The 18,480-nt window shown below is 74.5% G+C and carries 17 protein-coding genes and 1 pseudogene; 7 read left to right on the top strand and 11 right to left on the bottom strand.

Annotated elements, in window-relative coordinates; translation table 11 throughout:
* Positions 1–15: 15 nt before the first annotated feature.
* Both AB0J21_RS12370 and AB0J21_RS12365 read left to right on the top strand, forming a co-directional pair.
* On the top strand, positions 16–714 hold the full coding sequence (locus AB0J21_RS12370) for a M15 family metallopeptidase (protein WP_363145837.1): 699 nt from the start codon (positions 16–18) through the stop codon (positions 712–714).
* Positions 715–778: 64 nt separating this feature from the next.
* Positions 779–1,834: an aminotransferase class V-fold PLP-dependent enzyme gene (locus tag AB0J21_RS12365; protein WP_363145836.1), complete on the top strand. Its 1,056-nt coding sequence runs from the start codon at positions 779–781 to the stop codon at positions 1,832–1,834.
* Between the two features lie 69 nt (positions 1,835–1,903).
* On the opposite strand, the gene thpD is transcribed toward AB0J21_RS12365, so the two are convergent.
* The 5 genes from thpD to AB0J21_RS12340 form a co-directional block, all read right to left on the bottom strand.
* Complete coding sequence (gene thpD / locus AB0J21_RS12360; protein WP_363145835.1) at positions 1,904–2,800, bottom strand: ectoine hydroxylase; 897 nt, start codon at positions 2,798–2,800, stop codon at positions 1,904–1,906.
* 2 nt (positions 2,801–2,802) lie between these two features.
* Positions 2,803–3,201, bottom strand: coding sequence for an ectoine synthase (locus AB0J21_RS12355; protein ID WP_363145834.1), 399 nt, complete (start codon positions 3,199–3,201; stop codon positions 2,803–2,805).
* 92 nt (positions 3,202–3,293) lie between these two features.
* Positions 3,294–4,562: a diaminobutyrate--2-oxoglutarate transaminase gene (ectB, locus tag AB0J21_RS12350; protein WP_363145833.1), complete on the bottom strand. Its 1,269-nt coding sequence runs from the start codon at positions 4,560–4,562 to the stop codon at positions 3,294–3,296.
* 119 nt (positions 4,563–4,681) lie between these two features.
* Positions 4,682–5,266 (bottom strand): diaminobutyrate acetyltransferase, encoded by a 585-nt coding sequence (ectA, locus tag AB0J21_RS12345; RefSeq protein WP_363145832.1) that lies wholly within the window; start codon positions 5,264–5,266, stop codon positions 4,682–4,684.
* A 621-nt stretch (positions 5,267–5,887) separates the two neighbouring features.
* Positions 5,888–7,030 carry an aminotransferase class V-fold PLP-dependent enzyme gene (locus AB0J21_RS12340; protein ID WP_363145831.1) on the bottom strand — a complete coding sequence of 381 codons (1,143 nt, stop codon included), beginning with the start codon at positions 7,028–7,030 and terminating at the stop codon, positions 5,888–5,890.
* Positions 7,031–7,175: 145 nt separating this feature from the next.
* Between AB0J21_RS12340 and AB0J21_RS12335 the strand changes: the two genes are divergently transcribed.
* Both AB0J21_RS12335 and AB0J21_RS12330 read left to right on the top strand, forming a co-directional pair.
* The gene (locus AB0J21_RS12335; RefSeq protein ID WP_363145830.1) at positions 7,176–8,267 is read left to right on the top strand and encodes an amidohydrolase family protein; all 1,092 of its coding nucleotides are present in this window, start codon (positions 7,176–7,178) and stop codon (positions 8,265–8,267) included.
* Between the two features lie 263 nt (positions 8,268–8,530).
* Positions 8,531–9,535, top strand: coding sequence for an SCO1860 family LAETG-anchored protein (locus AB0J21_RS12330; RefSeq protein WP_363145829.1), 1,005 nt, complete (start codon positions 8,531–8,533; stop codon positions 9,533–9,535).
* 16 nt (positions 9,536–9,551) lie between these two features.
* Here the strand turns inward: AB0J21_RS12330 and AB0J21_RS12325 are convergent, their stop codons facing one another.
* A complete protein-coding gene (locus AB0J21_RS12325) occupies positions 9,552–10,142 on the bottom strand; it encodes a DUF1097 domain-containing protein (protein ID WP_363145828.1) in 591 nt (196 codons plus the stop codon).
* A gap of 90 nt (positions 10,143–10,232) precedes the next feature.
* The gene (locus tag AB0J21_RS12320) at positions 10,233–11,483 is read right to left on the bottom strand and encodes an amidohydrolase family protein (RefSeq protein WP_363145827.1); all 1,251 of its coding nucleotides are present in this window, start codon (positions 11,481–11,483) and stop codon (positions 10,233–10,235) included.
* A 177-nt stretch (positions 11,484–11,660) separates the two neighbouring features.
* Between AB0J21_RS12320 and AB0J21_RS12315 the strand changes: the two genes are divergently transcribed.
* From AB0J21_RS12315 to AB0J21_RS12305, 3 genes and pseudogenes are all read left to right on the top strand, one after another.
* A complete protein-coding gene (locus AB0J21_RS12315; protein WP_363145826.1) occupies positions 11,661–12,770 on the top strand; it encodes an acetamidase/formamidase family protein in 1,110 nt (369 codons plus the stop codon).
* Positions 12,767–13,300: pseudogene (locus tag AB0J21_RS12310) on the top strand (amidase family protein); the annotation flags it as partial. The gene AB0J21_RS12315 and the pseudogene AB0J21_RS12310, both read left to right, overlap by 4 nt.
* 154 nt (positions 13,301–13,454) lie before the next feature.
* Positions 13,455–14,084 carry an amidase family protein gene (locus tag AB0J21_RS12305; protein ID WP_363145825.1) on the top strand — a complete coding sequence of 210 codons (630 nt, stop codon included), beginning with the start codon at positions 13,455–13,457 and terminating at the stop codon, positions 14,082–14,084.
* 37 nt (positions 14,085–14,121) lie between these two features.
* Here the strand turns inward: AB0J21_RS12305 and cobC are convergent, their stop codons facing one another.
* The 4 genes from cobC to cobJ are packed head-to-tail and all read right to left on the bottom strand — an operon-like array spanning position 14,122 to position 18,407.
* Positions 14,122–15,186 (bottom strand): Rv2231c family pyridoxal phosphate-dependent protein CobC, encoded by a 1,065-nt coding sequence (cobC, locus tag AB0J21_RS12300; protein ID WP_363145824.1) that lies wholly within the window; start codon positions 15,184–15,186, stop codon positions 14,122–14,124.
* The gene (locus AB0J21_RS12295; protein ID WP_363145823.1) at positions 15,176–16,090 is read right to left on the bottom strand and encodes a sirohydrochlorin chelatase; all 915 of its coding nucleotides are present in this window, start codon (positions 16,088–16,090) and stop codon (positions 15,176–15,178) included. Before AB0J21_RS12295 ends, cobC begins: the two co-directional genes overlap by 11 nt.
* A complete protein-coding gene (locus AB0J21_RS12290; protein ID WP_363145822.1) occupies positions 16,087–16,713 on the bottom strand; it encodes a precorrin-8X methylmutase in 627 nt (208 codons plus the stop codon). Before AB0J21_RS12290 ends, AB0J21_RS12295 begins: the two co-directional genes overlap by 4 nt.
* Positions 16,710–18,407, bottom strand: a complete 1,698-nt coding sequence (gene cobJ / locus AB0J21_RS12285) for a precorrin-3B C(17)-methyltransferase (RefSeq protein WP_363146228.1) — start codon at positions 18,405–18,407, stop codon at positions 16,710–16,712. The genes AB0J21_RS12290 and cobJ overlap by 4 nt, the downstream gene beginning before the upstream one ends.
* Positions 18,408–18,480 lie beyond the last annotated feature (73 nt).

Here is an 18,480-nt window from a genome sequence, read left to right as displayed (position 1 = left end):
GGTCTGATGCCGTGCATGAGTGAAGGCTCCGAAAACGCCGTCGAAGGCACCCGGGACGCCCCGGGCATCGTGCTGATGGCCGATCCGCGGGTCGCCGCCGTCCCGGTGCGCGAGTGCGGGGAGGCCCTGACCGACGTACGGCTCGCGGGCCTGCTGCCGGTCGACGCGCGGCGCCGGGACGCGGCGGGGGACTACGCGTTCCTGCGCGCGGGCGTGTACGAGCGGCTGCTCGCCGCACAACGTGCGCTGCCCGGAGGGCTGCGCCTGCTGTTCGTCGAGGGGTACCGGCCGCCCCGGCTCCAGCGCGCCTACTTCGAGGAGTACGCCGAAGAGCTGGCGCGGGAGCATCCGGACTGGCCCGCGCCACGGCTGCGGGAGGCCGCGAGCCGGTTCGTGTCGCCGCCTCGGATCGCGCCGCACAGCGCGGGCGCCGCCGTCGACCTGACGCTGGTCACCGAGGACGGCGCGGAACTCGACCTCGGCACCCGTGTCAACGTGAACCCCGAGGAGAGCGCCGGTGCCTGCTACACCGAGGCCCCCGGACTCCCGTCCGCCGCCCGAGCGGCCCGCCGCGTCCTCGCCGAGGCGCTGAGCGGGGCCGGGCTCGTCAACTACCCGACGGAATGGTGGCACTGGTCCTACGGCGACCGGTACTGGGCGCTGTCCACCGGCGCCCCGCACGCGCTCTACGGGCCGCTGGACCGCGAGCACTGACCCCTCGCACGCCGCCACCGTCGCCCCGTGGACGCCGGTGGCGGGCCGCCCGCACCATGAGGGCATGGAGAATCTCGCGCCCCGGCAGTTCCGTCCGAGCACCGTCTACCTCAACACCGCGAGTGCGGGACTGATCCCGGTGAGCGCGGCGGAGGCCGTCCAGGAGGCGGTGCGCGAACGGGTGGAAGGGCGTGGGGGCGACGCCTTCCCCGCGGTGGCCGCCGCCCGCGCCTCGTTCGCGCGGCTCGCGGGGCTGCCCGTCGGACGGGTCGCGGCCGGATCCTCCGTCGCCACCTACGCCGGGCTGGTCGCCGCCGCGCTGCCGGACGGGGCCGAAGTCCTCGTCGCGGAAGGCGACTTCAGCTCCGTCGTGACTCCCTTCCACGCACGCGGTGGGATCGAGGTGCGTGCCGTCGCGCTGGAGCGGCTGGCCGAGGAGGTGCGGCCGGGCACCGCACTCGTCGCCGTCTCCTGCGTGCAGTCCGCCGACGGGCGCCTCGCCGACCTGCCCGCGATCCGGGCGGCGGCCCGCGCGCACGGGGCGCGTACCTTCGTCGACGTCTCGCAGTCCGCGGGCTGGCTGCCGCTGGACGCCGCCGAGGACGACTACACCGTGTGCGTGGCCTTCAAGTGGCTGGGCTGCCCGCACGGTGTCGCCTTCCTCGCCGTACCGGAGGACTTCGGCGGACTGCGGCCCGTGCTCGGCGGCTGGCTGAGCGCCGAGGAGCCCTGGAGCAGCACCTACGGCCCGGTCATCGAGTACGCCCGCACCGCCCGCAGGTTCGACACCGCCCAGGCCCTGTTCTCCTACGCGGGTGCCGCACCCGCGCTCGCGCTGATCGAGGAGCTGGGGGTGGAGCGGGTGCACGCCCACGACCTGGCGCTCGCCGAACGCTTCCGCTCCGGGCTCGCCACCCTCGGCCGCACCCCGCTGCCGGCCCCCGGTTCTGCGATCGTGTCGGTGCCCGGACTCGGCGCACGGCAGGGCGCGTTGAGCCGCGCGGGCATCGAGACCTCGGACCGGGCCGGCAATCTGCGGGTCGCCTTCCACCTCTACAACTCGGCGGCCGAGGTGGACGCGCTGCTCGACGCCCTGGACACTCCCGCGCGGACGGACTGAGTCCTCCGGGCAGCCCGAAGGGGGGCGGAACCGTCCGCCGGTTCCGCCCCCTCCCGTCGGCCGTGGGCCTCAGCGCACCGGGGTGAAGTCCCGGGCGCCGATGAACTCGGGGCGCCGCACGGGCGCCGCGAACGGCTCGACCGAGGCGTTCTCCACGCTGTTGAACACGATGAACACGTTGCTGCGCGGGAACGGCGTGATGTTGTCGCCCGAACCGTGCATCGCGTTGCAGTCGAACCAGGTCGCCGAACCGGCCTTGCCGGTGAACAGCTTGATGCCGTGCTCGGCGGCGAACGCGGTGAGCGCCTCGTCCGAGGGGGTGCCCGCGTCCTGCATCTGGAGCGACTTCTTGTAGTTGTCCCTGGGCGTCTCACCGGCGCAGCCCAGGAAGGTCCGGTGCGAACCGGGCATGATCATCAGCCCGCCGTTGGTGTCGTGGTTCTCGGTCAGCGCGATCGAGACGGACACCGCCCGCATGTTCGGCATGCCGTCCTCGGCGTGCCAGGTCTCGAAGTCCGAGTGCCAGTAGAAGCCGGAGGCACCGAAGCCGGGCTTCACGTTGATGCGCGACTGGTGGACGTACACGTCGGAGCCGAGGATCTGCCGGGCCCGGCCGACGACGCGCTCGTCGCTCACGAGCCTCGCGAAGACCTCACTGATCCGGTGCACCTCGAAGACCGAGCGGATCTCCTGCGACTGGGGCTCCACGATGGAGCGTTCGTCGGCGCGGATCGCCGGGTCGGCGATCAGCCGGTTCAGCTCCGCCTGGTACGCGGGCACCTCGTCGGGGCCGAGCAGTCCGGCGATCGAGAGGAAGCCGTCGCGCTCGAAGGAGTCGAGGTCCGGTGCGGCGATCGGCCCGGGGGTGCCGGGGGCCGACCAGACGACCGGGTCCTTGCGGGGCACGGACACTTCGGTCTTGCCGCGGCTGGGGTACAGATCGGTGAGTTCGGTGGTGACGGTCACGTTCAGTCCTCCTCGGTCAGCAGCGGGTAGACGCCGTTCTCGTCGTGCTCCTCCCGGCCCGTGACGGGCGGGTTGAACACGCACACGCAGCGGAAGTCGGTCTTGGGCCGCATGGTGTGCAGGTCGTGGTCGTTGAGCAGGTACATCGTGCCCGGCGTGATCCAGTGCTTCTCACCGGTCTTCTCGTCGGTCAGCTCCGCCTCGCCCTCGACGCACAGCACGGCCTCGATGTGGTTGGCGTAGTGCATCGTGGTCTCGGTGCCCGCGTACATGGTGGTCTCGTGCAGGGAGAAGCCGACCTTCTCCTTCGCGAGCACGATGCGCTTGCTCTCCCAGGTGCCGGACTCGGCCTTGATGTGCCGGTCGGTGCCCTCGATGTCCTTGAACGATCGGACGATCACAGTGCGTCAGTGCCCTTCTGTGGTGTAACGGTGGATCTCCTCGGCGCCCCGGGGGCGCCGGTGTCCCGGTGGGTGCGCCGGCGAGGTACGGCTCAGGCCGTCTCGCGCACGGCGCGGGCGAGGATGCGCAGCCCCTCGTCCAGTTCGTCGGGGGTCACGGTCAGCGCGGGCAGCAGTTTGACCACCTCGCTCTTCGGACCCGAGGTCTCCAGCAGCAGGCTGTGCTCGAAGGCGCGCCGGCACACCGCCGTGGCGCGCTCCGGGTCGCTGAACTCCAGGCCCCACACCAGGCCCCGGCCCCGGAACGTGGCGCCCAGGGCGGTGTGTTCCTGGCAGATCGCGCGCAGCGCCGACTCGACCTGCTCGCCGCGCGCCAGGGTCTGCTTCTCCATCTGGCCGTCGGCCCAGTACGCCTCCAGCGCCGCCGAGGCGGTCACGAAGGCCGGGTTGTTGCCGCGGAAGGTGCCGTTGTGCTCGCCCGGCTCCCACACGTCCAGCTCGGGGCGGAACAGGCACAGCGACATCGGCATCCCGTAGCCGCCGATGGACTTCGACAGCGTCACGATGTCCGGGACGATGCCCGCCTCCTCGAAGGAGAAGAAGGCACCGGTGCGGCCGCAGCCCATCTGGATGTCGTCGACGATCAGCAGCATGTCCTGGCGCTTGCACAGCTCCGAGAGCGCGCGCAGCCACTCGGCGCGCGCCACGTTGATGCCGCCCTCGCCCTGCACGGTCTCCACGATGACCGCGGCCGGCTTGTTGAGGCCCGAGCCCTGGTCCTCCAGGAGCCGCTCGAACCACAGGAAGTCCGGGGTCTGCCCGTCGAGGTAGTGGTCGAAGGGCATCGGGGTGCCGTGCACCAGCGGGATACCGGCCCCCGCCCGCTTGAAGGCGTTGCCGGTCACCGCGAGGGACCCCAGCGACATGCCGTGGAAGGCGTTGGTGAAGGACACGATCGACTCGCGGCCCTTGACCTTGCGGGCCAGCTTGAGCGCCGCCTCGACCGCGTTGGTGCCCGTGGGGCCGGGGAACATGACCTTGTACGGCAGGTCGCGGGGGCGCAGCACGACGTTCTGGAAGGTCTCCAGGAACTGTCGCTTCGCGGTCGTGCCCATGTCCAGGCCGTGCGTGATGCCGTCGCGCTCGATGTAGTCGATCAGCGCGCGTTTCAGCACCGGGTTGTTGTGCCCGTAGTTGAGGGCACCGGCGCCGGAGAAGAAGTCGAGGTAGGTGTGGCCGTCCTCGTCGTAGAGGTGGCTGCCCTGGGCGCGGTCGAACACGGCCGGCCAGCTGCGGCAGTAGCTGCGCACCTCCGACTCCAGGGTCTCGAAGACACTCAGGGCGGGCGGGGCGATGGTCACAGCATTCTCCTGGGAGATATGGGATGTGAGGAGGTGAGCGCGGGGGAAGGGCCCCGGCGCGAAGCTTCAGGGGGTGCGGCGCACAGCCGTGGGGCCCGGCCGCGGGAGGTGCTCGCCGCTCAGGCGGCGGACGCGGCGGCGCCGCGCACGGCAGCCGACAGGTCGAGGGGGCCGATCCGGTGGAGCACCTCGGAGTCGTGACCGCCGTCGGGGAACAGACCCGCCTCGAACAGCACCTCGCGCTCCAGGCCGGCGCCGTGCCGCCGGGCGAAGGAGGCGAACAGCCGCTCGGAGGCGGTGTTGCCGGGCGCGATCGTGGTCTCCAGACCGGTCAGCTCCTGGCGGGCGGCGACCCGTGCGGCCAGCCCGTCCAGCAGAGCGGCGGCCAGCCCCCGGCCGCGCTGAGAGACGTCGACGGCGACCTGCCAGACGACGAGGGTGCGCGGCTTCTCGGGGCGTACGTAGCCGGTCACGAAACCCACCGGGGCACCGGAGGCGTCGCGGGCCACCACGGAGGTCGCGGCGAAGTCACGACACCACAGCAGGTAGCTGTAGGAAGAGTTGAGGTCGAGGGTCCCGGAGTCCCTGGCGATACGCCAGATCGCGGCTCCGTCCTGCACCTCGGGGCCGTCGAGTCGAAGTCCCTCCGGCAATTCCCGGAATTCGGTACGGGCTGCGGTGAGGTCTGCTTGTGCGGCGGTCATGTGAATTGAATTTACCCAGACCGTGGTGAAAATGCATCGGGGGACAGGGTTACGCAAAAGCCCTCGATGTGTTATCGGGCGTGGGTGCGGGCTCGCGCGAAACGGCGGGGAAAACGCGTGGTTTGTGGGGGTAATACCGGTCAAATGGGGCCGCTTGTGGGATGCGTCACAAGTGGGTAACGTCCCCGGAACACGTCCGAATTACGGGGTATGACCGTCGCGTAAAACTCGGCGTTTAGTCTCGGGGAAAGCGGGCAGAAGCTCATGGGAAGCTGCGGTGAATTAGCCCTTCTTTCTTATTCTCCATTCACACGGATTTCATGGGCGGTGTCAAGGGGGAGGGGATTAGGGGGTACGGGGGCGGGGTACGTGTGATCTACGGCGTATACCTGGCGCGTGAACGAAAGCCCCGGCGCGTGCACGCGGGCCCCTGGCGCGGGCGCGAAGTCGCCCGCGCGGCGACGGGGCGGTGTCGACGAGAACGCGGTGCTGACGAGGACTCGGTGCGGGCGAGTGAGGTGCGGCTCCGCGTAGGGGGCACCGCACGCGAAGGGACACGGCACGCGAAGGGCCCGGCGGCCCGCAGGCCGCCGGGCCCGGTGTGCGTCTTCGGTGCCGTCCCTACTGCGACGCGCCCCAGGCGGCCGAGACCGCCGCCTCGGCGGCCGGTACGTTGACGCCGGAGCCCGGGGCGCCGCCGGTCTCGGCGAGCGCCTCGCCCAGCGCGGCGACGCACGAGCGCACGACGTTCTCGGCGGCCAGCGGCCCGTAGTGGTTGACCCGGATCATCTCCCGGGCCAGTACCCCGCCGCCGGCCGCGAGCGGCAGCGTCGAATCACCCGCGAGGGCCTTCGCGACCAGCTCGCCCGCGTCGACCCCCTCGGGCACCCGCAGCGTCGTGGCGACCGGGGCGGCGTCCCGCGCCGCCGTCACGAACGGCGTGATCCCGCCGCCCAGCGCCGACACCCCCGCGCGGGTCGCCGCGGCGGCCCGCGCGTGCCGGGACATGACCAGCTCGGGACCCTCCGCCGAGAACCGCTCCAGGCACGCGTCGAGCGCGAGCATCTCCAACTGGGCGGGCGCGTGCGGCAGGGCCGTGCGGCCCGCGTCGATCCAGCGCTGCTTCCAGTCCAGCAGCGACAGGTACGAGTGCCGGGGGGCCTGCGGGTTCTGCTCCAGCCGCTCCCAGGCCCGCGCGCTGAGCGCCGCCACCGACACCCCGGCCGGCCCGCCCAGCGCCTTCTGCGCCCCGATCACGCACAGGTCCACGCCCCACTCGGCGGGCCGCAGCGGCTCCGCGCCGACCGAGGCCACCGCGTCGAGCATGAGCAGCGCGCCGTGCTCACGCACCACGGCGCCGATCTCCGCGACCGGGTTGGTGTTGCCGGTGGCCGCCTCCGCGTGCACGAGGGAGACGAAGTCGATGTCCGGCTGCTGGGCGAGCGCCGCGCGCACCTGCTCGGCGGTGACCGCCGTGTCGAAGGGCACCGCGAGGTCGTAGACCGTGGCCCCGCAGTCGCGCAGCCAGTCCCCGAAGGTCTGCCCGTAGGGGCCGGTGATGATGTTGAGCGCGACGGTGCCGGGGCCCGCGACGCCCCGGATGCAGCCCTCCAGGGGCAGCAGCGCCTCTCCCTGCATGATCACCAGCTCGTACGGGTCGCCGGGGGCCGCGGCGTCGAGCCCGAGGAGGGCCGCGACCTTGCGTTCGACGCCCGCGAAGCGCCCCGCGGTCATAGGGGTCAGGTCCAGCAGAGGATGGGTCACGGTCGTGCTCTCTTCGCTCACGGGTTCGTTCGGCTGCCGTGGTCGAGAGTACTCACCGGGCGGCGCCCGGCCCGTTCGACGGTCCGCCCGCCGCGGGCGGACGCCCGCCACGAGCGCGCCGCCCACGCCCCTCTACAGTGCCCGCATGAGCGTTGACCCGGTGCTGCACGTGAAGGGGGCCGTACTCGTCGGGCCCGAGGACGTCCGTGACCACCTGTGGGTCGTGGGAGGGCGGGTCAGCTTCACCCGCCCGGCCGGGGCGCGGGACGTGCGCACCGTCGAGGGCTGGGCGCTGCCCGGACTGGTCGACGCGCACTGCCACGTCGGACTCGACGCGCACGGCGCGATCCCGCGCGAGGAGGCCGAGAAGCAGGCGCTGGCCGAACGCGGCGCGGGCGCCCTGCTGTTGCGCGACGCGGGTTCCCCCTCCGACACGCACTGGACGGACGAGCGTCCGGACCTGCCGAAGATCGTCCGGGCCGGCCGGCACATCGCGCGCACCCGCCGCTACATCCGCAACTTCGCCCACGAGATCGAGCCGGCGGACCTGGTCGCGTACGTCGCACGGGAGGCCCGGCGCGGCGACGGCTGGGTCAAGCTGGTCGGCGACTGGATCGACCGGGAGGCGGGCGACCTGACGGCCTGCTGGCCGCGCGGCGAGGTGGCGGCGGCGATCGCGGAGGCGCACCGGCTGGGCGCCCGGGTCACCGCGCACTGCTTCGCGGAGGACTCGCTGACCGACCTCGTCGAGGCCGGGATCGACTGCGTCGAACACGCGACGGGGCTCACCGAGGACACCATCCCGCTGTTCGCCGAACGCGGCGTCGCGATCGTCCCGACCCTCGTCAACATCGCCACCTTCCCCCGGCTCGCGGACGGCGGTCAGGGCAAGTTCCCGCGCTGGTCGGCCCATATGCGGCGGTTGTACGAACGCCGCTACGAGACCGTGCGGGCCGCCTACGACGCGGGTGTGCGGATCTACGCGGGCACCGACGCGGGCGGCAGCATCCCGCACGGGCTGGTCGGCGAGGAGGTCGCGGAGCTGGTGCGCGCGGGACTGCCCACGACCGCCGCCCTCTCCGCCGCCGTATGGGAGGCCCGCGCCTGGCTCGGCCGCCCCGGCCTCACCGAGGGCGCCCCGGCCGACCTCGTCGTGTACGAGGCGGACCCGCGCGCCGACGTCCGCGTCCTGAGCGCCCCGCGCCGCATCGTGCTGAACGGGGCGGTGGTGGGGTAGAGGCGAGGGCGGCCCGGCGCACACCCTTCTCCCATTCGTGCCCCCACGGGAGGGTGACCGGGCCGGGATGTGGGCGAACGCCTGCGCCACCAGGCACCACTGATTTCGAACATTGACACGGAAACCCCCCTTTAGGGTGACGTGGCGTCAAGTTGACGCCATATCGGTGCCCGTCCGCCAGGATTCCCGCATCGACGTCGCCGGCGCCCCGAGTCCTCAAAGCGCGCCGGTGGCTCCATGTCTCTTGTGGGGGTCCCACCATCGTGAACAGCAACACCTTCGGCCTGCCCGCACGCCGTCTCGCCGCCGCCTCGACGGCCGTTGTGCTGACCGCCGTTCCCTCGGTCCTGGCGACGGCGGCGAGCGCGCACGCGACGGACGGGCACGGCGGGAAGGCGAGTGCCGTCGTCCTGCGGGCCGGTCTCCACGTCTCGCTGGCCGACGACGGTGTCGACGTGCCGCTCGACGTCTCCCTGAACGAGGTGCGGGCCCCGCACAGCGCCGAGGAGACCGCGCTCACCGCCCGGCTGGACGGGGTGGACCACGGAAAGCCCTTCAGCATGCTGAGCGCCGAGGCCGCCACGGCCGACGCGACCGTCGACGGCCGCAGGGCCGAGGGACACACCAATCTGGCACGGGCCCGCGTCCACCTGCCCGGCCTCCCGCTGCTGTCGCTCGTCGAGGTAGAGAAGGTCACCTCGCGGGCCCTGTGCGAGAGCGGCGGGCAGCCGGTGGCCGAGTCGAACGTGCTCGGCCACGTGAAGGTCCTCGGCAAGACGGTGCGGCTCTCGGCCGGCGGCACCACGCGGGTCGACGTACCCGGCGTCGGCGAGGTCGCCCTCGACCTGTCGAAACGCTCCACGACCTCGCGCACGGCGGCCGCCTCGGCGCTCGAACTGCACGTGTCCGTCAACCCGTTGAAGCTCAACGTCGCCAAGGTCGAGGGCACTGTGACCCTGGCGGGCGCCACCTGCGAGAGCCCCACGGAGAGCGGGACCGCCGGCCCGGCCCCGCAGGAGTCGGCCACCCCCACGCCCGCCGGGGAACAGCCCGCCCCCGGCACCGAGGACGAGGGCGGGAAGCCGGCCACCGAGCCCAAGGCGCAGGGCGCGGCCGGGGCCAAGGCGACCGGCAGCGGCGACAACCTCGCCGAGACCGGCGGCAGTTCGGCCACCCCGTACGTCGCGGGAGGCGCCGCCGCCCTGCTGATCGCCGGAGCGGGCGCCGTCGTACTGGCCCGCTCCCGCACGCGGGGGAGGCGGGGCTGACGCGGCTGTCCGCCCCTCAGTGGCCGGCGACGTGAGTCGCGGGCTCCGCGGGGGCGGGCCGCGACCGGTCGCCGTCCTGCGCGGGCTCGGCCCGTACGGGGAAGGTGAGCCGGAGCGAGAGGTAGGCGAAGACGGGTCCGAGCGCGTTCATCGCCACCACACTGGCCCACGCGGCCCACGCGTTGCCCGTGTCGAAGCCGAACCCGCCGTAGTAGGTGGCGAAGTACGAGGCGAAGCCGAGGAACATCCCCGGTATCAGGGACAGCAGACGCAGCCGCCCCGCGTACATGAGGCAGGAGTTGACGACCAGGATCACCAGCGCCTGGAAGGTGTTCCGGGCGGTCTGGCCCTCGCCGAAGGCCGTGCCGGCCTGGTTCTCGACCAGCACGATGACGAGGGCGAACGTGGCACCGGCCGGCATCGCCGCCCAGAGCCGTTTCGCGTTCACGAGCCCGGGGCCGCCGAGCAGGAACGTGCCCGCCCAGCCGATGAAGACGGCCCAGGGCGGCAGGTGCAGCGCCGTGCCACCGATGAAGGCGGTGAGTCCGGCCAGTACGGAGGCGACGATCTCGTGCGGGACGCGTTCACGTGGGGCTGAGCTGCTCATATCCGGGGCCTCCTGGGTGAGGGGGACGGGCTGCGGACCGCGGGCTGAAAAGGCGCGCGCCGTCACGCGCCTCGGACTCGCGCGCGTCGTTCAGTGGTGGAGCAGTTCGGTGGTGGTCCGGGTGCGGGCCACCACCCGGCCGGACTTGAGGACGTACAGGCGGGCCGGCCGGTCGAGGAGGACGTCGTCGAAGCGGGTCGTGTCGAGGACGACGAGGTCGGCGGCGGCGCCGGGGCGCAGCCCGTACCGGTCCGCCACCCCCACGACGCTCGCCGCCCCGTGGGTCGCCATGTGCACCACGCGGGCGAGGTCCTCGGCGCCCGACAGGTGCCCCGTCTGGGCGAGGAACAGGCCGACGTCCAGCAGATCGGCGGTGCCGTACGGGGTGAAGGCGTTGCGGATGTTGTTGGAGGAGTAGGCCGTGGTGACACCGTGCTCCCACAGCTCGCGCACGGGGGCGACCCCGCGGCGTACGGCGGTGTCGTCCCGCCGTCCGCCGAGGAACACGTCGGTCGCGGGCAGGGGCACCACGGCCACTCCGGCCTCGGCGAGGGAGCGCAGGAGCACGGAGCGTTCCGCTGGCGGACGGCCGCCGAGCGCGGTCATGTGGCCGAGCGCGACCCGGCCGGACCAGCCCGTCTCGCGGGTCGTGTCCGCGATGTACCCGGCGAGGTCGTAACGCGGGTCGGAGGCGTCGTCGGCGAAGTCGGCGTGGATGTCCACGGGCGCGCCGAACTCCCGCGCCAACTGGAACACGAGGTCGACGTGGCGCCGGCAGTCCTCGGCGGTCGCCTCGTTGTACGAGCAGCCACCGACGACGTCGGCGCCCCGGCGCATGGCCTCGCGCAGCAGTTCCAGCGTGCCCGGGGCGCGGAGGATGCCCTCCTGGGGGAAGGCGACGATCTGCAGGTCGACCACGTCGCGGTACTCCTCGCGCAGGCCGGTCAGCACGTCGACGCCCAGCAGGCCGACGATCGGGTCGACGTCCGGGTGCGCCCGGATGAGCGTGGTGCCGTGCGTGACGGCGCGCTCGACGACCGTGCGGGCCCTGGTCCGCACGTCGGAGGCCGTGAACCCCTTCTTGAGCTCACCGGTGACACTGATCGCGCCGTCCAGGCTGCCGTCCGGGTTCGGCCTCCGCTCGTCCAGGAGCGCCTTGTCGAGATGGAGATGGGACTCGATCAGGCCCGGGAGGACGACGCGGCCCGCGCACTCGATCTCCTCGGCCGCGGTCTGGGGCAGCGCGGGCCCGAGAGCGCTCACGAGGCCGTCGGTGACCGCGATGTCCACGGTGCGCGAGGAACGTTCGGGGCGGGCGTTGCGCAGGATCAGGTCGGCCATGCGTCATCCCTTCCTGGGCAGGGGCGGGGCAGGGGAGGCGAGGGCGGTACCGATCCCGCCCGGCCGTGGTCGGGATCCTGTATACAGACCGCGTGTTTCGGTCGGCGCACTCGCCGCAGCAGGGGTGTGCGCCCGCTGTAACTCCTCGGAAACCCCGCCGTGCGAGCGTCTTGGACCATGCTGACCTTGCAACGGGGACAGGGCCCCGTCGACGGCGACCGCTATCTCGGCGCCGACCCTGCCGCCGTCCACTGGGGCCTGCTGCCCAACGCCGACAGCACACCGGTGCTCACCGTGGACTCCGGCACGTCGGTCACGCTCGACACCATCAGTCACGAGGGGATCCTGGGCGACCAGGGACGCGACCCGGCCGCCTTCTTCGGCGCGGCCGGTATCCCGCGCGGTGATCTCCTGCACGACACGGTCGAGTTGGCCGCGGGGCCGTATCCGCACGACCCGGTCGTACACGGTCCGCACGTGGTCACCGGCCCCGTCGCCGTACGCGGCGCCCGCCCCGGCGACGTCCTGGAGGTCGAGGTGCTGAGGCTGCGGCGGCGCACGGACTACGGCGTCGTGAGCAGCCGCCACGCCCGGGGTGCGCTGCCGGGCGAGTACCCGCTCGCCCCGGCCGGCCATCCGCGGGGCGAGCCCGTGCCGCCGGTCAGCCTCGTCGCCATGGTCGGCGAGGACGGCCGGGGCCGGCTGCCCGTCGGCGACGGGCGTGAACTCGCCTTCCCGCTGCGGCCGTTCCTCGGGATCATGGGGGTGGCCCCGGACACCGGCGCACCGGTGCACTCCGTCCCGCCGGGGCGGCACGGGGGCAATCTCGACGTACGGCTGCTCGGCGAGGGCGCCCGGCTGCACCTCCCCGTGCAGGTGCCGCAGGCGCTGTTCTACGCGGGTGACCCGCACTTCTCGCAAGGCGACGGCGAGGTCGCGCTCACCGCGTTCGAGGCGCCGCTGCGCGCCACCCTGCGGCTCACCCTGCACCGTGGCGCGGCCGACCGCGCCCTGGCCGCCGCGCTGCGCGCGCCGTTCGCCGAGACGGCGGACGAGCACCTGGTGCTCGGCCTGGACGAGGATCTGGACGAGGCCATGAAGCACGCGGTCCGCGACGCGCTCACCTTCCTGGACCACCGCTGCGGCATACCCGGGCCGGTGGCGCTCGCCTACCTCAGCGCGGCGGCCGACTTCCACGTCTCCCAGGTGGTCGATCTGGTCAAGGGCGTGCACTGCCGTCTGTCGAAGGCCGATCTGGCCCCGCTGCACCTGAGCAGGCCCGCATGACCCTCTCGCCCCACGAACCCCGTCTCTCGCCCCGCTCTCCCGAAGAGCCCGGGGACCCCCGTGCCCCCCGGCCGCTGCTCGACCCGTACGTGCCGTGGTCCAGGCCGCGACCGCCGTCCGGGGAAGGGCCGCTGAACGGCGTACGGCTCGCGGTGAAGGACGTCTTCGCCGTGGCCGGGACCCCCACCGGCGCCGGGCACCCGCGGTGGCGGGAGACCCACGCGGCGCCCGCCCGCGACGCGGACGCGCTCGCGCGGCTGACCGCCGCGGGCGCGTCGGTCGGGGGCATCGCGCACACCGACGAACTCGCCTACAGCCTCGGCGGCACCAACGGCCACTACGGCGCGGTCCGCAACCCCGCCGCGCCCGGGCGCACCGTCGGCGGCTCCTCCAGCGGTACGGCCGCCGCGGTCGCCGCGGGCCTCGCCGATCTGGGGCTGGGGACGGACACGGCGGGGTCCATCCGGGTGCCCGCCGCGTGGACGGGGCTGTACGCGCTGCGCCCGACGCACGCCCGCACCGACCGCACGGGCGCGGTGCCGCTCGCACCGTCCTTCGACGTGCCCGGACTGATGGCCCGCCGCCCGCGCGGGCGCCGACGCCCTGCTGAGCGGGGCGCCGGAGCCGACGCAGCCACGGCGACTGCTGATCCCCGAGGACCTGTGGCAGACCGCCGAGCGGGGCGTGCACGAGACGCTCGCCCCGCTGGCCGGCCTGCTCGCGGCGCGCCTGGCGCCCGACCGGACGGCGCAGTTCCCCGCGACGCAGGCATGGGCACGCGCGCAGCGCGCGTTCTCCACCGTGCAGGCCGCCGAGGCGTGGGAAGCCCACGGAAGCTGGATCTCCCGCGAAGGCCCCTTGTTCGGGCCGGGCGTCGCCGCGCGCTGGGGCCTGGCCGCGCGCCTGACGAGGGACGAGGTGGCCGCCGCCCGGCGCGAACAGCGCGGCGTCCGGGACCTGTTGCTGCGGACCCTCCAGGGCGGTGCGGTGCTCGCCGTCCCCACGACGCCCCGCCTCGCGCCCGCCGTGCGCCCCGGCGGCCGGCGGGCACCACTGCGCGGCATCGACGGTCCGCACGAGAGCGGCACCGCCTCCGCCGCCCGGTCCGCGCTGCTGCGCCTGACGTGCCTGGCGCCCCTCGCCGGACTGCCCGCCGTGACGGTGCCCGCGGGCCGGGTGGACGGCTGCCCTGTCGGACTGTGCCTGGTCGGCGCGCCCGGCACGGACGAGGCGCTGCTGCGGCTCGCGGCGGAACTGCCCCCGCCGGGGCCCGACGACGGCCCGCCCGACGGTCAGGGGGCCTCCCTGTCCTGACGCCGAGCGGGCGCGCCGGGCCGACGGCCCGTCATTGTCACCCGGCCGCCAGCACCTTCCCCAGCGCCGCGAGGAACCGCTCGCTCGTGGGCCGGTCGCGGACCGCGATGCGCAGCCAGTCCTCGTCCAGTCCGGGGAAGGTGTCCCCGCGCCGCACCGCGAAACCGGCCGCGCGCAGCCGCTCCCGCACCGCCGCGGCACCCCGCAGCCGTACGAGCAGGAACGGGCCCTCGGCGGGGCCCGCGACCGTGACGCCCGGGCAGTTCGCGAGGCCCGCCGCGAGGAAGGCGCGGTCCCGGGCGCCCGCGCGGGCCGCCGCCGCCGCCTCCGCCAGCGCGGGGGCGGCCGAACACGCCTCGGCCGCGACCAGCGCCGGGCTCGACACCGGCCACAGCGGCTGCGCCGACTCCAGCAGCGCCACCGTGCCCGGCTCCGCGAGGACGTAGCCGATCCGCAGGCCCGCGAGCCCCCACGTCTTGGTGAGGCTGCGCAGCACCACGAGGCCGGGCACGTCGGTGCGGGCGGCGAGCGACTCCCGCTCGCCCGGCACCGCGTCCATGAACGCCTCGTCCACCACGAGCGTGCGCCCCGGACGGGCCAGCGCCGTCACCGCCCGCGCCGGGTGCAGGACCGAGGTGGGGTTGGTCGGGTTGCCGAGCACCACCAGGTCCGCCGACGCGGGCACGCGCCCCGGATCGAGCCGGAACCCGTCCTCGCGGGGCAGCACCACCCGCTCCACGCGCACCCCCGCCTCCCGCAGCGCGGCTTCCGGCTCGGTGAACTGCGGGTGCACGACGACCGCGTGGTGCGCCCGCAGCGCCCGCGCGAGCAGCACGAAGCCCTCCGCCGCGCCCGCCGTCAACAGCACGCGCTCCGGCGGCAGTCCGTGGCGCGCCGCGACCGCCGCCCGCGCCGCCCGCCCGTCCGGATAGGCGGCCAGAGCGGTCAGCGAGGCCGCGATCCGCTCCCGCAGCCACGGCGGGGGAGTGCCGGTGCGGACGTTCACCGCCAGATCCGTCAGCGGCCCCCCGCCCGCGTCGCGCACCTCCGCGTCGCCGTGGTGGCGCAGATCGTACGGCCCGGCGCCCCGCTCAGTGCGCATGGGAGTGCGCGTGGTGGTGGCCGTGCCCGTGGTGGTGGCCGTCGTCGTCCGGGTGGAAGTGCGGCTGCTGCGGGGCGCCCACCTTGTCCTCGAAGCCCGGCAGCGCGATGCGGTACACGCAGGAGTCGCAGTTCATCCGGACCCCCTCCCCGGCCGCCTCCTCGTACCGCTCCCACACGAGGTCGAGCAGTTCCTCGGCCGGGCCGATGACGTCGGCGGTGGCCACCTCGGCCCCCGGGTGCGCGGCCGACCAGTCCGCCGCCTGCCGCCGCACCCGGTCCGGGAGGACGCCGGTGAACAGGAAGTACGGCAGCACCACGATCCGGCGCGCGCCCAGCCGCGTACAGCGGTCCAGACCGGCCGGCACGTCCGGCGCGGCGAGCGACACGAAGGCCGTCTCCACGCCCGCGTAGCCCCGGCCCTCCCACAGCAGCCGGGCCGCCTTGTACACCTCGGCGTTCGCGTCCGGGTCGGTCGAGCCGCGCCCCACCAGCAGGACCGTCACCTGGGAGCGGTCCGCCCCGTCGAGCACCGCGTCGATCCGCCGCTCCAGGACCTTCAGGAGCGAGGGGTGCGGGCCCAGCGGACGGCCGTACGTGTAGCTCAGGCCCGGGTGGCGCTCCTTCTCGCGGGCCAGCGCCGCGGGGATGTCGCCCTTCGCGTGCCCGGCGGACACCAGCATGAGCGGGACGGCGGCGAAGCGGCGCACCCCGCGCTCCACGAGAGAGCCGACCGCCTCGGTGAGCGGCGGCGGCGACAGTTCGATGAAGCCGCCCGCTACGGGCAGTCCGGGGTGGCGTTCGGCGAGTTTCGCGACGAACGAGCGGAACGCCTCGGCGCCGCCCTCGTCACGGGTGCCGTGTCCGGCGATCAACAGGGCGGGGGCCTGCGCGGGGGCAGTCACAGTACGTTCTCCGGGTCAGTGGTGAGGGGGTGGTACAGGAGGGCGTTCAGCGCGGCGGCCGCGACCGCCGAACCGCCCTTCTCCGAGAGGTTGCTGACGGCGGGCAGCCCGCTCGCGCGCAGCGCCGCCTTCGACTCGACGGCGCCGACGAAACCGACGGGCAGCCCGATCACGAGAGCGGGCCCGGCATCCAGCAGGAGCAGTTCCTCCAGCGCCGTCGGCGCGTTGCCGACGACCCACAGCGCGCCCGGGCCGACCTCCTCGAAGGCCAGCCGCACGGCGTGCGCGGAACGCGTCAGCCCCGGGCCCGGCCGGGCCTCGGGCAGCCGGCACACGGTGGCGCGGCGCGTGATGCCCGCCGCGACCATCGCGACGTCCGTGACGACCGGGGCGCCCGCGTGCAGCGCCGCGTGCGCGGGCGCCAGCGTCGCCTCGTCCACCACGAGGTCCTCGGCGTACGCGAGGTCGGCGGCCGCGTGCACGACGCGCTCCACGACGGCCCGGGACAGCGGCGGCAGACCCGTCGTGTCGAGCCGGGCCCGCATCCGCCGGTAGGACTCGACCTCGATGGGGTGCACGGGACGCTCCCACGCGGGACGCCCCGCCCGCTCGGCGCCGCTCATCGCCCGGCCTCCGTGCTCTGCCAGCGGTAGCCGCGCGGGGTCACCATGCGCCCGGCGATCTCGCGGGTCGCGGTGTTGCCGACCGTCACGACGGTCATCATGTCGACACTCGCCGGGTCGAGCGCCGCGAGCGACGTGACGCGCGCCGACTCGTCCGGCCGCGAGGCGTTGCGCACGACACCGACCGGAGTGCTCCCCCTGCGGTGCGCGGCGAGCAGGGCGAGCGCCTTCGGCAACTGCCAGTCGCGGCCCCGGCTGCGCGGGTTGTAGAAGGTCACCACGAGATCCGCCTCGGCCGCCGCGCGCACCCGCCGCTCGATGACCTCCCACGGCGTGTGCAGGTCGGACAGGCTGATCGACACGTGGTCGTGGCCCAGCGGCGCGCCCAGCAGGGCCCCGGCGGCCAGCGCCGCCGTCACCCCCGGCACGCCCACCACGTCGATGTCGTCCCCGGCCTCCGCGAGCGCGGGCGAGGCCATCGCGTAGACCCCGGCGTCCCCCGAGCCGATGAGCGCCACGGCCCGCCCGGCGCGGGCCTCGGCCACCGCCGTGCGCGCGCGCTCCTCCTCGGCGCCCAGACCCGACTCGATCACCACGGTGCCCGGGCGAAGCAGGTCGTGGATCTGGTCCACGTACTGGTCCAGGCCCACCAGCACGGCCGCGCGCCGCAGTTCGCCCTTCGCGCGCGGCGTCAGCAGGTCCCGCGCCCCCGGCCCGAGCCCGACGACCGCGAGCCGCCCGCGCACCGGCCGCCGCACGACCGCGCAGGTCGCCATCGCCGCCCGGCCCTCAGGAGCCGACTTCCGCTTCGGGACGAGGAGTTCACCGCCGCCCGCGAGCGCGGCGGCCTCCGCGACCGAGGGCGTGCCGAGCGCCACGAGCGGAGCGTCCGAGGGGTTCGGTACCCGCACGGCCGCCAACTCCTCGGCCGCGTACGTCCGCAGGGGGACGCCGAGCCGTTCGGCGGCGGCCAGCACCCCCGGCTCCCCGGCCTTCGCGTCGACCGTGACGAGCGCCGCCACCGAGGCCGCAGAGAGCCCCGCCCCGGCGAGCGCGTCGAGCACCAGCCCGTACACCTCCTCGGCGGGCGCGCCCTTCGATGCGCCGACCCCGACGACCAGGGACGGCGGCCGCAGCACGGCCGTGCCCTCGGAGAGGGCCAGGGCCCGGTCGCTCACCCGCAGGACGGCCGGGCCCGGGGCGTCCGCGGCCACGTTCGGCGGCAGCGCGGGCAGCGGCCAGCCGGTGTCGCGGGCCAGCCGCACCGGCTCGCCGTCCAGCACCGCGCGGCTCACCCCGGCGACATCGCCCTCGACGGGCAGCCCGAGCGTGTCCAGGCCGGGGACGTCGCGCGCGTCGGTCGCCGTCGTCACCACGGGCCGCGCGCCCAGCACCTCGGCGACCTCCTCGGCCAGCGCGTTCGCGCCGCCGCCGTGCCCGCCGAGCAGCGCCACCGCGAACCGGGACGCCTCGTCCACGCACACCACGCCCGGATCGCTCGCCTTGTCCACGAGCAGCGGTGCCAGCAGCCGTACGGTGGCGCCCGTCGCGAGGAAGCACACGACGCGCTCGCACTGCGCGAACGCCGAGGCGAGCGACTCCCGTACGGAGGCGCCCTCGTACGTCCGGGTCCGGCCCGGCCACGCGGCGGCCAGCCGCCCGGCGGCGCGCTCCCCGGCGGCCGTGGCCCACACCAGGCCGACGACGGGGGGCCGTTCGGGCCCCGGCCGGGCGCCCGTGCCCGGGGCGCTCTCGGGTGAAGTCCCG

This window comes from Streptomyces sp. NPDC049954 (assembly GCF_040656295.1).
GTDB lineage: Bacteria > Actinomycetota > Actinomycetes > Streptomycetales > Streptomycetaceae > Streptomyces.
Note: the sequence above shows the minus strand (reverse complement) of the source record. Positions and strands in the feature narration are given on the sequence as shown.

Excerpts from the sequence above, each read along its gene's own strand:
- AB0J21_RS12370 (WP_363145837.1), top strand. The coding sequence starts at position 16 with ATGAGTGAAGGCTCCGAAAACGCCGTCGAAGGCACCCGGGACGCCCCG.
- AB0J21_RS12365 (WP_363145836.1), top strand. The coding sequence starts at position 779 with ATGGAGAATCTCGCGCCCCGGCAGTTCCGTCCGAGCACCGTCTACCTC.
- ectA (WP_363145832.1), bottom strand. The coding sequence starts at position 5,266 with ATGACCGCCGCACAAGCAGACCTCACCGCAGCCCGTACCGAATTCCGG.
- AB0J21_RS12335 (WP_363145830.1), top strand. The coding sequence starts at position 7,176 with ATGAGCGTTGACCCGGTGCTGCACGTGAAGGGGGCCGTACTCGTCGGG.
- AB0J21_RS12325 (WP_363145828.1), bottom strand. The coding sequence starts at position 10,142 with ATGAGCAGCTCAGCCCCACGTGAACGCGTCCCGCACGAGATCGTCGCC.
- AB0J21_RS12320 (WP_363145827.1), bottom strand. The coding sequence starts at position 11,483 with ATGGCCGACCTGATCCTGCGCAACGCCCGCCCCGAACGTTCCTCGCGC.
- AB0J21_RS12315 (WP_363145826.1), top strand. The coding sequence starts at position 11,661 with ATGCTGACCTTGCAACGGGGACAGGGCCCCGTCGACGGCGACCGCTAT.
- cobC (WP_363145824.1), bottom strand. The coding sequence starts at position 15,186 with ATGCGCACTGAGCGGGGCGCCGGGCCGTACGATCTGCGCCACCACGGC.
- AB0J21_RS12290 (WP_363145822.1), bottom strand. The coding sequence starts at position 16,713 with ATGAGCGGCGCCGAGCGGGCGGGGCGTCCCGCGTGGGAGCGTCCCGTG.